Source organism: Pseudacidovorax intermedius (assembly GCF_001476815.1).
In the GTDB taxonomy this organism is placed as follows: domain Bacteria; phylum Pseudomonadota; class Gammaproteobacteria; order Burkholderiales; family Burkholderiaceae_C; genus Xenophilus; species Xenophilus intermedius_A.
The window spans coordinates 1-12,310 of record NZ_LDSL01000123.1; the positions used below are offsets into that span (position 1 = coordinate 1).

Here is a 12,310-nt window from a genome sequence, read left to right on the forward strand (position 1 = left end):
ATGGCCGGCCAGGCCGGTGCGGGTGGCATAGCTGCGCACCCGCTGTTGCTCGTCGGCGGCCAGGAAGAGCTTGCCGGTGGAGGTGAGGTGCAGCGGTGCCCGCCCGCCGATGGCGCGCACCACCTGCATGCCGGAACGCTCGCTGTAGGCGCGTTCCACGTAGACGATCTCGTCGCCCTGCCGTACGCTCAGGTTGACCGGCTGCTGCGTCAGTTTGTGCAGTTCGCGCATGGGCGTCAGCGCCGCGTCGCGCACGTTCAGGCGGCCCTTGACCAGGTTGCCCAGTTCCAGCAGGCGCATGCCCAGCCGGTAGCTGCCCGGTTCGGGCCGGTCCACGAAGCGGCCAACGGCCAGGTCGTTGAGGATGCGGTGGGTGGTGGAAGGATGCAGCCCCGTCTTCTCGCTGATCTCCTTGAGCGAGATCGCATCCTCGCGCGACGCCAGCACATCGATCAGCGCGAACATGCGTTCGATGACCTGGATGACGGGCGTGGCAGGAACGTCGGTGTTGTTTTTTCTCATTGGGACGGCGCTGAACCTAACGGCCGTCCATTTTATAGCGTGAAATCAAACTTCGCGCCACTCACCGTCCACCAGCAGCTCGTGGGGGGAGAACCTGGCCTTGTAGGCCATCTTGGCACTGTGCTCGATCCAGTAGCCCAGGTAGACGTGGGGCAGGCCGAGCTCGCGCGCCTGGCTGACCTGCCACAGCACGCCGTAGGTGCCGTAGGCGGCGCCGTCCTCGGGCTCGTAGAAGGTGTAGACGGCGGACAGGCCGTCGTTCAGCACGTCGAGGATCGACACCATCTTCAGTGCCCCGGGGCTGCCGTCCTCGGTCGGCTCGCGGAATTCCACTAGGCGCGAATTGACGCGGCTCTGCAGCAGGAACTGGGTGTATTGGTCGATGCTGTCGTGGTCCATGCCGCCGCCGGCGTGGCGGCCCATCTGGTAGCGCAGGTAGAGCTGGTAATGCTCTGGCACGAAGCACAGCCGCAGCACGCGCGCCTGCAGATGCTGGTGGCGCAGTGCGGCGCGGCGCTGGCTGCGGGTGGGCTGGAAGCGCTCGGCCTTGATGCGCAGCGGAATGCAGGCGCGGCAACCGTCGCAGTAGGGCCGGTAGGTGAACATGCCGCTGCGGCGGAAGCCGCCGAGCACCAGGTCGGAATAGGCGTCGCTGTTGATCAGGTGGCTGGGCGTGGCGACCTGGGAGCGGGCCTGGCGATCGGGCAGGTAGCTGCAGGGGTACGGTGCCGTCGCGTAGAACTGCAGCGTCTGGAGCGGCAGATCCTTGAGAAGCGTCATGACGTTGCCGGCAGAAGTTGCTGCCAGTATAGGGGCGCGAAGCGCCAGTCGCGGATGGCCGGCTCGGCGCCTGCGTGGGCGACGTGGTCGAGGAAATCGGCACGCGGCCACTCGCGCGCGCCCAGGCTGGCGAGGTGCGCCGTGTTCTGCTGGCAGTCGATGGCGGCCACGTCGTGATGCCGGCAGAAGGCGACCAGGGCGGCGAGGGCGATCTTGGAGGCGTCGGTGCGGCGGGCGAACATGGACTCGCCGAACACCGCGCGGCCCACGGCCACGCAGTAGAGGCCGCCGGCCAGTTCGCCGTCGATCCAGGTCTCCACGCTGTGGGCATGGCCCGCCCGGTGCAGCGCGCGGTAGGCGGCCTGCATGTCCGGCAGGATCCAGGTGCCGGACTGCCCCGGCCGCGGCGACGCGGCACAGGCCGCGATCACGGCGTCGAAGTCATGGTCGATGCGCACTTCGCAGCGCTGCGGCGCATCGCGGAAGGCCGCCAGCGTCTTGCGCAACGAGCGGTGCAGCCGGAACTGCGCGGGCACCAGCACCATGCGTGGATCGGGGCTCCACCACAGGATGGGCTGGTCGTCGCCATACCAGGGGAAGATGCCGTGGCGGTAGGCATCGAGCAGGGAGGCCACGTCGAGCGCGCCGCCTGCGGCCACGATGCCGGGGACCGGGTCGCCCGGCCCCCAGGCCTGGCTGGGCGAGGGCAGGGGCTCGCCGGGGGCGAGCCAGGGCAGTTTGCGGGGAGTGCGTGCCACCCGCCGATTCTGCGGCAAGCCCGCAGGGTCGCGCCGTCAGAACGATTCCAGCGGCAGGCCCACGTAGTTCTCCGACAGCGAGGTGGCGGCGGCCGGCGAGTGCACCAGGTAGTCCAGTTCGGCCTCCTGGATCTTCTGGCCGAAGTCGCCCGTATCGGGGAAGCGGTGCATCAGCGAGGTGAACCACCAGGAGAAGCGCTCGGCCTTCCAGATGCGGCGCAGGCAGAGGTCGGAGTAGCGGTCCAGCGCGCTGCTGCTGCGCTCGCCGTAGAAGCGTTCCAGCGCCTGGTACAGGTAGCCCACGTCCGAGGCCGCCAGGTTCAGACCCTTGGCGCCGGTGGGCGGCACGATGTGGGCCGCGTCGCCGGCCAGGAAGAGTCGGCCGAAGCGCATCGGCTCGGCCACGAAGCTGCGCAGCGGGGCGATGCTCTTTTCCAGCGCGGGGCCGGTCACCAGGCGCTCGCGGCCTTCCGGGTCCAGGCGCAGGCGCAGCTCGTTCCAGAAGGCGTCGTCGCTCCAGTTCTCGACCTTTTCCTCCACCGGCACCTGCACGTAGTAGCGGCTGCGGGTGCGGCTGCGCATGCTGCACAAGGCGAAGCCGCGCGGCGTGTTGCAGTAGATGAGTTCGTCGGACACGGGCGGCACGTCCGCCAGCATGCCCAGCCAGCCGAAGGGATAGACCTTCTCGTAGAGCTTGACGGCGCTGGCCGGCACGCTGGCGCGGCTGACGCCGTGGTAGCCGTCGCAGCCGGCGATGAAGTCGCATTCGAGCTCGTGCGTGGCACCGTCCTTTTCGTAGCGCACGCGCGGACGTTCGCCGTCGAAGTCGTGCAGGCTGACGTTGGCGGCACCGTAGATGGTGGTCAGGCCGGCGGCGGCACGGGCCTCCATCAGGTCGCGCGTGACCTCGGTCTGGCCATAGACCATGACTTGCCGCCCATGCGTGTGCGCATGCATGTCGATGCGGTGGCGCTGGCCCTGGAACAGCAGCTCGATGCCATGGTGAGGCAGGCCCTCGGCATGGGCGCGGGCATCGACGCCGGCTTTCTTTAACAGGTCCATCGTCACCTGCTCCAGCACGCCGGCGCGGATGCGGCCGAGCACGTAGTCGCCGGTCTGGCGCTCGACGATCACGTTGTCGATGCCGGCCACGTGCAGCAGCTGGCCGAGCAGCAGGCCGGCGGGGCCGGCGCCGATGATGGCGACTTGGGTTCGCATGGAAAGTCTCCTGGTCGATCCGGGGTGAAGCAATGGCCGCTAGCGTAGGAAAAGCCGCAGGTCTGCGGGACCCGTCCAGGCCGCCGGCGCGCGATCGTCGGAAGACTTGCGCGATGATCGCGCAGCAATGCCTGACGGGAATCCATCTTCATGACCATCGCCAAAGCCGACTTCATCGAGGGCCTGGCCAAGGGCCTCGCCGTGCTCGAGAGCTTCGACACCGAGCGCCAGCGGCTCAACGCCACGCTGGCCGCCCAGCGCGCCGGGCTGACGCGCGCGGCGGCCCGACGGCACCTGCTGACGCTGGCGCACCTGGGCTACCTGGAAACCGACGGCAGCTACTTCTGGATGGCGCCACGGGTGCTGCGTTTCTCGGGCAGCTACCTGGCGTCGTCGCGCTTGCCGCGGGCGCTGCAGCCCACGCTCAACCGGCTGGCCGCGCAGACGGGCGAATCCTTCTCGGCGGTGGTGCTGGACGGCGAAGAGGTGGTGATCGTCGCCCGCAGCGGCAGCTACGGCGCGCCGCAGCGGGTGCTGGCCTATGGCCTGCACCTGGGGGCGCGCCTGCCGGCGCATGCCACGTCCACCGGCCAGTTGCTGCTGGCCGACCTGCCCCCGGCCGCGCTGACGGCCTGGCTCAAAGGCCGCAGCCTGGCCCGGCTCACCCCTTTCACGCTCACCCGCGCGGCGGACCTGCGCCGCCGGCTGGCGCAGGTCCGCCGCGAGGACTTCGCGCTGGCCAGCGAGGAGCACGAGCTCGGCGTGCAGGCGCTGGCGGTGCCGCTGCGCGACATGCAGGGACGCACTGTTGCGGCGCTGAACCTCGTCATCTCCGGTTCCCTGCGCGCGCCGGAGCCGCTGCTCCGCGCCATGTTGCCCCTGATGACCGAGGCCGCGCGCGAGTTGCGCGCCTTGCTGTGAGCTTTTGCCGCCACAACTTGAAAAAGATGGGAAATGTGTGAATTTGTGGCGATGGCTTTGGCGGCAGAAGTCGAATACTCGGGGGCATGCCGCTGTCCCTGCTCCATCAACTCGCCCGCGTCGCGCTGCCCGTGTCGTTGACCGACGGTGCGGACGTGGATTCCGTTCGCATGCTGGCACTGGCCGGGCATGTCAAGGCCGACATTCCGCGCCCGGTGCGTACCCTGCGCGGCTACCACCAGCCGCCCGCCACGGTGGTGGCGATCACCCCGCTGGGTCAGCGCATGATCGAGCGCTTCCCGCGGGAACCCGAAGCGGCCTGAGGCGCGCGCTTCTGACCGTCAGGCGCGTCCGTCGTCGGTCGCTGCCGGCCTGATTCCCTTCCCTGGCGCCAGCCGCCGTCTTTTCGTGCCCGCCCCGCGACGCACCTGATGCGTCCCACCGCCGGGCGCGCAGCCTGCCTGGCGCCCGCAGCCATGGCGGGATGTCGCTCCGGTCGGCCAATTCCTACATCCCCGCTCCACTATTGACGCCGCCGTCAGGTCTCAGGCATCCCGTACGGACTATCATGATTGAAATTTCAGGAATTATTGAAATATCAAGATTGTCTGGTGTCGAATGGCCGAAGCAGCAAAGGTTGATGTCGCGGGGGGGCTCGCTGGAGCGCCGCAGGGCGCTCTCCCGCAGGCCGGTGCCGCCCTGTTGTGGCTGCCGCAGGCGGCATGCATCGCCTGGGCGGTGCAGGCGCTGGCGGCGGGCGGCGGACTGCGGTCGGCGCTGCCGCCGGCGCTGGGCCTGGGCGTTCTCGGGCTGCTGCGCGCGGCGCTGGAGGCCTGGGGCGTGCGCCGGGCGAGCGTCCAGGCCCGCCGGACGCTCGGTCTGCTGAGGGCGCAGGCGGCGCAGGCGCTGGCCGCCCGCTCGCCGCTGGACCGGGCGCGGCCCGCCTCGGGCCTGGCCGCCAGCGTGCTCGCCGAGCAGGCCGAGGCCATCGTGCCCTGGCTGGCGCGCTTTCAGCCGGTGCGGCTGCGGCTCATGCTGGTGCCGCCGGCCATTGCGCTGGCGGTCGGCAGCCTGTCCTGGGCGGCGGCGGCGATCCTGCTGGTGGCGGCACCGCTGATCCCGCTGTTCATGGCGCTGGTGGGCCGGCGCGCCCAGGCCGCGTCCGAGGCCCAGCTGGCCCGCCAGGGCGACATGAACGCCTTCCTGCTCGACCGGCTGCGCGGCCTGGCCACGCTGCGTGCGCTGGATGCCATCGACCCCACCGCGGCGCGACTTCGTGCAGCGGCGCAGGAGCTGCAGCGGCGGACCATGGCGGTGCTGCGCATCGCCTTCCTGTCCTCGGCCGTGCTGGAGCTGTTCGCGGCGCTGGGCGTGGCGATGGTGGCGGTTTACGTGGGCTTCCATCTTCTGGGGCATCTGCCCTTCGGCACCTGGGGCCGGCCGCTGGGGCTGGGGCAGGGGCTGTTCATCCTGCTGCTGGCGCCGGCCTTCTTCGAGCCGCTGCGCGACCTGTCGGCCGTGTGGCACGACCGCGCCGAGGGCGAGGCGGCGCGGCGGGCGCTCGCCGGCCTGGGAGAGGGCGGCCAGCCGATGGCGGGTGCGGCCCACGACGCCGACGCCGCAGGCGCCGACGGCATGCCGCCGGCCGGTGCGCTCGGCATCCAGCTGCGCGGCCTGCGCTTCGCCCATGAAGGCGAGGCCCCGGTCATCGACGGGCTGGACCTGGACCTGCGCCCCGGCGAGCACCTGGCACTGCTGGGTGCCAGCGGTGGGGGCAAGAGCACGCTGCTGGCCCTGCTCGCGGGCCTGGCCGTGCCGCAGGCGGGGCAGGTGCGGGTGGGCGGTCTGCCGATGGACGGCGCGCACCCACCGGCCCTGCGCCAGCGCATCGGCTGGATGGGCCAGCGGCCGCACGTGTTCGGCGGCGCGCTGGCCGCCAACGTCGGCCTGGGCCGGTCCGGCGCGGATGCGGCGCAGGTCGAACGCGCCCTGGCCTTCGCCGGCCTGGGCCGCCTGGCCGCGGACCGGCCCGCCGCCAGCCTGGGCGAGGGCGGGGCGGGCCTGTCCGGCGGCGAGGCGGTGCGCCTGGCCCTGGCCCGGCTGGCGGTCCACGCCGACGCCGGCCTGCTGCTGGTGGACGAGCCGACCGCCCACCTCGATGCCGAGACCGCCCGCGCCGTGACCGAGGCCCTGCTCGACCTGGCCCGCGGCCGCACGCTGGTGCTGGCCACCCACGATCCGCGGCTGGCCGCGCGCATGGACCGGGTGCTGCACCTGGGCGATGCGGCCCTGAAGGCGGCAGCCTGACCGGGTGTGAAAGAAGCCGCCATGTCCGCCCGTCCCGCCAGCACATGCCCATGCCGCGTTGCGGTCGCGCGTGATCGCCGGATCCCCATCCCCACCATGACCATGCCTGCCTCCCGCCGCCCCGCGCTGGTGCTGCTGCGCCACTTCGCCACCGAGCGCCGCCGTGCGCTGGCCCTCGGCGCAGTGCTCGCCGTGCTGACCAGCCTGGCGGGCATCGGCCTCCTGGGCCTGTCGGGCTGGTTCATCACCGCGACGGCGCTCGCGGGACTGCAGGTGTCGGCGGCGCTGGTGTTCGACGTGTTCATGCCCTCGGCCGGCATCCGGCTGCTGGCGCTGGGCCGCACTGGCGCGCGCTATGCGGAGCGGCTGGTGACGCACGACGCCACCCTCGGCGTGCTGGCCGGCCTCCGAGAGCGGCTGCTGCGCGGCTGGGCCCGGCCCGAGGCGGCGCGGCAGTTGCTGCTGCGTCCCGCGCGGCTGCTGCAGCGGCTCACCGCCGACATCGATGCGCTGGACGGCCTCTATCTGCGGCTGGCCGTCCCGCTGGCCGTGAGCCTGGCGGCGGCCCTCTGGGCCGGACTGGTCGCAGGCTGGCAGGACTGGCGTCTTGGCCTGCTGCTCATGGCCTGGCTGCTTCTGGCCGGCTGGGGCAGCGCCTGGCGGGTGGCGCGGCGGGCCCAGCCGGCGGCCGTGCGCCGGGCACTGGCACTGGAGCGGCTGCGCGCGCGTGCGGTGGACCTGGTCGCAGGCCAGACCGAACTGGCCATGGCCGGCCGGCTGGCGGCCCAGCAGGCGGCCCTGGCCGCCGCCGATGCGCGGCTGGCCGATGCCGACCTGCGCGTTGCCCGCACCGAGGCCGTGGCCACATTCGCGCAGGGTGTGCAGCACACGCTCACGCTGGTCGGCATGCTGCTGGCGGCCGCCTGGCTGGTGCAGGCCGGGCGCACCGGCGCGCCCGTCGCGGCGCTGCTGATGCTCACGGCGCTGGCGGTGGGCGAGCCCTTCGCCGCCCTGCGCCGCGGCGCGCTGGATGCCGGGCGCACCTGGCTGGCGGCGCGCCGCCTGGCACCCGCCCTGGCGGCGTCAGACCCACATGCCACCTGCGGAGCCATGCCGAGCCACGAGGCCGGACCGGACGGCGGCATCGCGCTGGCGCAGGTCTGCGTGCGCCGCGCCGGCAGCGAACGGGCCGTGCTCGAACTGCCGCGCCTGGCCATCACGCCCGGCGAGCGCGTGGCCCTGGTCGGGCCGAGCGGCGCCGGCAAGTCCACGCTGCTCGCGCTGGTCGCGGGCGAATTCGGCCCTGCCGCTGGCCAGGTGCGGGCGCCACGCGCGGCGTGGATGACGCAGCGGCCCGAGCTCTTCCGCGACAGCCTGCGCGACAACTTGCGGCTGGCGGCCCCGGCGGCCGACGACGCGCGCCTGCAGGCCGCGCTGGCCGACGCCGGCCTGCAGCCCGACGTGGCGCGCCTGCGCCAGGGCCTGGACACGCCGCTGGGCGAGGGCGGCCTGGGCCTGTCGGGCGGCCAGGCGCGGCGCCTGTCGCTGGCGCGGCTGCTGCTGCAGGACGCGCCGCTGTGGCTGCTGGACGAGCCCACCGAGGCGCTGGACGCCATCACCGCCGGCGAAGTGCTCGCGCGTCTGCAGCGGCTGGCTGCCGGCCGCACCCTGCTCATCGCCACCCATCTGCGCCGCGAGGCGCGCCTGGCCGACCGGCTGATGCGCATCGAGCACGGCCGCCTGGTGGCCGACCTGCGCCGCGGCAGCCCCGGCTTCGACGCCGCCCTGGCCGCGCTGCGCGACGACTGAGGCTGCGCACCTTCTTCCAACACACACCAACAGCCCAAGCGCCCGTCTTCAAAGGAGTCTCACCATGGACCTCGACATCGTCGGCCTCTCACGACTGCAATTCGCCGTCACGGCCCTCTACCACTTCCTCTTCGTTCCGCTGACCATCGGGCTCGCGATCCTGATCGCCATCATGGAAACCGTCTACGTCATGACGGGCCGCACCGTCTGGCGCGACATGACCAAATTCTGGGGCTCGCTCTTCGGCATCAACTTCGCCATGGGCGTGGCCACCGGCATCGTCATGGAATTCCAGTTCGGCATGAACTGGAGCTACTACAGCCACTACGTGGGCGACGTGTTCGGCGCGCCGCTGGCCATCGAGGGGCTGATGGCCTTCTTCCTCGAAGCCACCTTCGTCGGCCTGTTCTTCTTCGGCTGGGAGCGGCTGTCCAAGCTCAAGCACCTGATCGTGACCTGGTGCGTGGCGCTGGGCTCCAACCTCTCGGCGCTGTGGATCCTGATCGCCAACGGCTGGATGCAGAACCCGGTGGGCGCGCAGTTCAATCCGCAGACCATGCGCATGGAGGTGACCGACTTCTTCGCCGTGCTGACCAACCCGGTGGCGCAGGCCAAGTTCGTGCACACGGTCTCGGCCGCCTACGTGGTGGCGGCGCTGTTCGTGCTGGGCATCTCGGCCTGGTACTTGCTTAAGGGCCGGCACGTGCACCTGGCCAAGCGCTCGATGACCGTCGCGGCCTCCTTCGGCCTGGCCGCCTCGCTGTCGGTGGTGGTGCTCGGCGACGAGAGCGGCTACCTCTCCACCGAGCACCAGAAGATGAAGCTGGCCGCCATCGAGGCGATGTGGAAGACCGAGCCCGCGCCGGCTGCCTTCACCGCCTTCGGCTTCCCCGACCAGGCGGCGCGCGAGACGCACTTCGCCGTGCACATTCCCTGGGTCATGGGGCTGATCGGCACGCGCTCGCTCGACACCGAAATCCCCGGCATCGACGACCTGGTCAAGCGCGCCGAGGTCAACATCCGCGAGGGTGTGGTGGCCTACGACGCGCTGCAGACGATCCGCGCCGCCGGCGCCAGCGGCACCGTGCCGCCCGAAGCCAAGGCGGCCTTCGAGGCGAACGGCCGGCAGCTGGGCTATGCGCTGCTGCTCAAGCGCTATGTGGACGATCCGCGCCAGGCGACGCCCGAGCAGGTCGCCAAGGCCGCCTGGGACACCGTGCCGCAGGTCGCGCCGCTGTACTGGACCTTCCGGATCATGGTCGCGCTGGGCCTGTTCTTCATCGTGCTCACCGCGGCCTTCTTCTGGCTCTCGGCGCGGCGTCGGCTGGAGGCACACCCGTGGCTGCTGAAGGTGGCGCTGTGGGCGATTCCGCTGCCGTGGATCGCCGCCGAATGCGGATGGTTCGTGGCCGAGTTCGGCCGCCAGCCCTGGATCATCGAAGGCGTGCTGCCCACGGGCGTGGCCGTCTCCAACCTGGGCGCCGGCACCGTGCTGGCCACGCTGCTGGGCTTCGTCGCCATCTACAGCGTGCTGCTGGTCATCGAGATGAAGCTGATGCTGGGCGCCATCCGCAAGGGGCCGCAGGAGCACCCCGTGCCGCCGCCCGCCGCGCTGCGCGCCGAGGCCGCCCCCGAACTCGCGCTGGTGCGCTGATCGACCCAGGAGCCGCATCATGATCCTTCACGAACTCATTTCCTACGACGTCCTGCGCCTCGTCTGGTGGGCCCTGCTGGGCGTGCTGCTGGTGGGCTTCGCGCTCACCGACGGCTTCGACCTGGGCAGCGCCATGCTGCTGCCCTTCGTCGGCCGCGACGACACCGAGCGCCGCGTCGTCATCAACAGCATCGGCCCCGTGTGGGAAGGCAACCAGGTCTGGCTGATCCTGGGCGGCGGCGCCATCTTCGCCGCCTGGCCGCACATCTATGCCGTGTCCTTCTCGGGCTTCTACCTGGCCATGTTCGCCACGCTGGTGGCGCTGATCCTGCGGCCGGTGGGCTTCAAGTTCCGCAGCAAGAAGGAGGACCCGGCCTGGCGCTCGCGCTGGGACTGGGCGCTTTTCGTCGGCGGCTTCGTGCCCGCGCTGATCTTCGGCGTGGCCCTGGGCAACGTGCTGCAGGGCGTGCCCTTCCGCTTCGGCGACGACATGCGCATCTTCTACGAGGGCAGCTTCCTGGGCCTGCTCAATCCCTATGCGCTGCTGGCCGGCCTGCTGTCGGTGGCCATGCTGGCCATGCACGGCGCGGCCTGGCTGCAGCTGAAGACGGGTGGCGCGGTGGCCGGGCGGGCACGGCGCATCGGCATGGTGGCGGCACTGCTCACTGCGCTGCTGTATGGCGTGGCCGGCCTGCTGCTGGCGCGCTTCGTGGGGGGCTACCAGATCACGAGCGCGATCGACCCGCTCGGTCCCTCGGCGCCTCTGCTCAAGACGGTGGCTGTGGGGCAGGGCGCCTGGTTCGCCAACTACGCGGCGCATCCGACGCTGTGGCTGGTGCCGGCGCTGGGCGTGGCGGGCGCGTTGCTCGCTGCCCTGTTCTTCACGGCCCGGCGCGAGTTGCCGGCGCTGCTGGCCAGCGGCCTCGCCATCGCGGGCGTGATCGTCAGCGTGGGCGTCTCGATGTTCCCCTTCCTGCTGCCCTCGTCGCTGGACCCGCGGGCCAGTATGACGGTGTGGGACGCCTCGTCCAGCCACCTCACGCTCTTCATCATGCTGGTGTGCACGCTGGTGTTCATGCCGATCATCCTGGCGTACACGAGCTGGGTGTTCTCGGTGATGCGCGGCAAGGTCGATCCCGACGCGATCCGCGATGGGCGCGGGCACGCCTACTGAGCGTGCCGGCGCTGCGTTTCAACAACACGAAGGAACAACACCATGTGGTATTTCTCCTGGCTCCTCGGCCTGCCGCTCGCGGCGGCCTTCGCCGTGCTCAACGCGATGTGGTTCGAGCTGATGGAAGACGATGCGATCCGGCACGACAAGCTGGATGCACCGAGCTAGCTCAGCGGGCTCCGGTCGGCTCCGCCATCAGCGCGCAGAAGCGCGCCATGTCCACGTTGCCGCCGCTCAGGATCACGCCCACGCGCTGGCCGCGCAGCGAATCCTTCACCGCCCGCGCCGCCGCGAAGCCCAGGCAGCCGGTGGGCTCCACCACCAGCTTCATGCGGGTGAAGAAGAGGCGCATCGCCTCGACGAGCTGTGCATCGGTCGCCGTGAGGACGTCGTCGACGTCGCGGCGGATGATGGCGAAGGTGTAGGCGCCCAGGTGCTGCGTCTGCGCGCCGTCGGCGATGGTGCGCGGCGTGTCGATGTGCACGATGCGGCCAGCACGCAGGGACTGCTGGCCGTCGTTGCCGGCTTCGGGCTCCACGCCGTAGACCTTGCATTGGGGAGACAGCGCCCGCGCCGCCAGCGCCGAGCCCGACAGCAGCCCGCCGCCACCCAGGCAGACGAAGAGGGCGTCGAGCGGCCCCGTGTCCTCGATCAGCTCCTTGACGGCCGTGCCCTGGCCGGCCAGCACGTCCGGGTGGTCGTAGGGCGGGATCAGCGTCATGCCGCGTTGCTCGGCCAGGCCGCGGGCGAGTTGCTCGCGGTCCTGGGTGTAGCGGTCGTAGGTGATGACCTCGCCGCCGTAGCCGCGGGTGGCGGCGATCTTGGCGGCCGGCGCGTCCTCGGGCATCAGGATGGCGGCCGGCATGCCCAGCTCGCGCGCGGCCAGCGCCACCGCCTGCGCATGGTTGCCGGAGGAGAAGGCCGCCACGCCGGCCCGGCGCTGCGCCGCGTCCAGCCGGGCCAGGGCGTTGAACGCGCCGCGGAACTTGAAGGCGCCCATGCGTTGCAGGTTCTCGCACTTGAAGAAGACCTGGGCGCCGAGCTCGGCGTCGGCCGTGCGCGAGCGCATCACGGGCGTGCGGTGGGCATGGCCGTCGATCCGCGCGGCGGCGGCGGCCACGTCGTCATAGGTGGGGAGGGTGAGGTCGCTCATGCGGGCAAGCATGC

The 12,310-nt window shown here is 71.4% G+C and carries 12 protein-coding genes; 7 read left to right on the top strand and 5 right to left on the bottom strand.

The features are described 5' to 3' along the window. The 4 genes from NS331_RS18120 to pobA all read right to left on the bottom strand — a co-directional run. Positions 1 to 522, bottom strand: a 522-nt coding sequence (locus tag NS331_RS18120) for an IclR family transcriptional regulator (RefSeq protein WP_153012917.1), incomplete at its 3' end; no start/stop codon positions are given. A gap of 45 nt (positions 523 to 567) precedes the next feature. Further along, positions 568 to 1,302 (bottom strand): arginyltransferase, encoded by a 735-nt coding sequence (locus NS331_RS18125; protein ID WP_058643359.1) that lies wholly within the window; start codon positions 1,300 to 1,302, stop codon positions 568 to 570. Further along, positions 1,299 to 2,060: a leucyl/phenylalanyl-tRNA--protein transferase gene (gene aat / locus NS331_RS18130; RefSeq protein WP_058643382.1), complete on the bottom strand. Its 762-nt coding sequence runs from the start codon at positions 2,058 to 2,060 to the stop codon at positions 1,299 to 1,301. The genes NS331_RS18125 and aat overlap by 4 nt, the downstream gene beginning before the upstream one ends. 36 nt (positions 2,061 to 2,096) lie before the next feature. Beyond that, positions 2,097 to 3,278, bottom strand: a complete 1,182-nt coding sequence (pobA, locus tag NS331_RS18135) for a 4-hydroxybenzoate 3-monooxygenase (RefSeq protein ID WP_058643360.1) — start codon at positions 3,276 to 3,278, stop codon at positions 2,097 to 2,099. 150 nt (positions 3,279 to 3,428) lie between these two features. On the opposite strand from pobA, the gene NS331_RS18140 reads away from it, so the two are divergent. The 7 genes from NS331_RS18140 to cydX all read left to right on the top strand — a co-directional run bounded on the left by NS331_RS18140 (position 3,429) and on the right by cydX (position 11,311). After that, on the top strand, positions 3,429 to 4,199 hold the full coding sequence (locus NS331_RS18140; RefSeq protein WP_058643361.1) for an IclR family transcriptional regulator domain-containing protein: 771 nt from the start codon (positions 3,429 to 3,431) through the stop codon (positions 4,197 to 4,199). 86 nt (positions 4,200 to 4,285) lie between these two features. Further along, complete coding sequence (locus tag NS331_RS18145; protein ID WP_058643362.1) at positions 4,286 to 4,522, top strand: hypothetical protein; 237 nt, start codon at positions 4,286 to 4,288, stop codon at positions 4,520 to 4,522. A 295-nt stretch (positions 4,523 to 4,817) separates the two neighbouring features. Beyond that, positions 4,818 to 6,506 (top strand): thiol reductant ABC exporter subunit CydD, encoded by a 1,689-nt coding sequence (gene cydD, locus NS331_RS18150; protein ID WP_058643363.1) that lies wholly within the window; start codon positions 4,818 to 4,820, stop codon positions 6,504 to 6,506. Between the two features lie 96 nt (positions 6,507 to 6,602). Further along, positions 6,603 to 8,315, top strand: coding sequence for a thiol reductant ABC exporter subunit CydC (cydC, locus tag NS331_RS18155; protein ID WP_440589394.1), 1,713 nt, complete (start codon positions 6,603 to 6,605; stop codon positions 8,313 to 8,315). Between the two features lie 64 nt (positions 8,316 to 8,379). Beyond that, the gene (locus tag NS331_RS18160; protein WP_058643364.1) at positions 8,380 to 9,969 is read left to right on the top strand and encodes a cytochrome ubiquinol oxidase subunit I; all 1,590 of its coding nucleotides are present in this window, start codon (positions 8,380 to 8,382) and stop codon (positions 9,967 to 9,969) included. A gap of 19 nt (positions 9,970 to 9,988) precedes the next feature. After that, complete coding sequence (cydB, locus tag NS331_RS18165; RefSeq protein WP_058643365.1) at positions 9,989 to 11,143, top strand: cytochrome d ubiquinol oxidase subunit II; 1,155 nt, start codon at positions 9,989 to 9,991, stop codon at positions 11,141 to 11,143. 42 nt (positions 11,144 to 11,185) lie between these two features. Further along, positions 11,186 to 11,311 (top strand): cytochrome bd-I oxidase subunit CydX, encoded by a 126-nt coding sequence (gene cydX / locus NS331_RS18170; RefSeq protein WP_058643366.1) that lies wholly within the window; start codon positions 11,186 to 11,188, stop codon positions 11,309 to 11,311. A 1-nt stretch (position 11,312) separates the two neighbouring features. Here the strand turns inward: cydX and NS331_RS18175 are convergent, their stop codons facing one another. Then, positions 11,313 to 12,296, bottom strand: coding sequence for a threo-3-hydroxy-L-aspartate ammonia-lyase (locus NS331_RS18175; RefSeq protein ID WP_058643367.1), 984 nt, complete (start codon positions 12,294 to 12,296; stop codon positions 11,313 to 11,315). Positions 12,297 to 12,310 lie beyond the last annotated feature (14 nt).

Bases quoted from the DNA above. Each gene is read 5' to 3' on its own strand.
- NS331_RS18175 (WP_058643367.1), bottom strand. From the start codon at position 12,296: ATGAGCGACCTCACCCTCCCCACCTATGACGACGTGGCCGCCGCCGCC.
- cydX (WP_058643366.1), top strand. From the start codon at position 11,186: ATGTGGTATTTCTCCTGGCTCCTCGGCCTGCCGCTCGCGGCGGCCTTC.
- NS331_RS18145 (WP_058643362.1), top strand. From the start codon at position 4,286: ATGCCGCTGTCCCTGCTCCATCAACTCGCCCGCGTCGCGCTGCCCGTG.
- NS331_RS18160 (WP_058643364.1), top strand. From the start codon at position 8,380: ATGGACCTCGACATCGTCGGCCTCTCACGACTGCAATTCGCCGTCACG.
- cydB (WP_058643365.1), top strand. From the start codon at position 9,989: ATGATCCTTCACGAACTCATTTCCTACGACGTCCTGCGCCTCGTCTGG.
- NS331_RS18140 (WP_058643361.1), top strand. From the start codon at position 3,429: ATGACCATCGCCAAAGCCGACTTCATCGAGGGCCTGGCCAAGGGCCTC.
- NS331_RS18125 (WP_058643359.1), bottom strand. From the start codon at position 1,302: ATGACGCTTCTCAAGGATCTGCCGCTCCAGACGCTGCAGTTCTACGCG.
- cydC (WP_440589394.1), top strand. From the start codon at position 6,603: ATGACCATGCCTGCCTCCCGCCGCCCCGCGCTGGTGCTGCTGCGCCAC.
- pobA (WP_058643360.1), bottom strand. From the start codon at position 3,278: ATGCGAACCCAAGTCGCCATCATCGGCGCCGGCCCCGCCGGCCTGCTG.
- cydD (WP_058643363.1), top strand. From the start codon at position 4,818: ATGGCCGAAGCAGCAAAGGTTGATGTCGCGGGGGGGCTCGCTGGAGCG.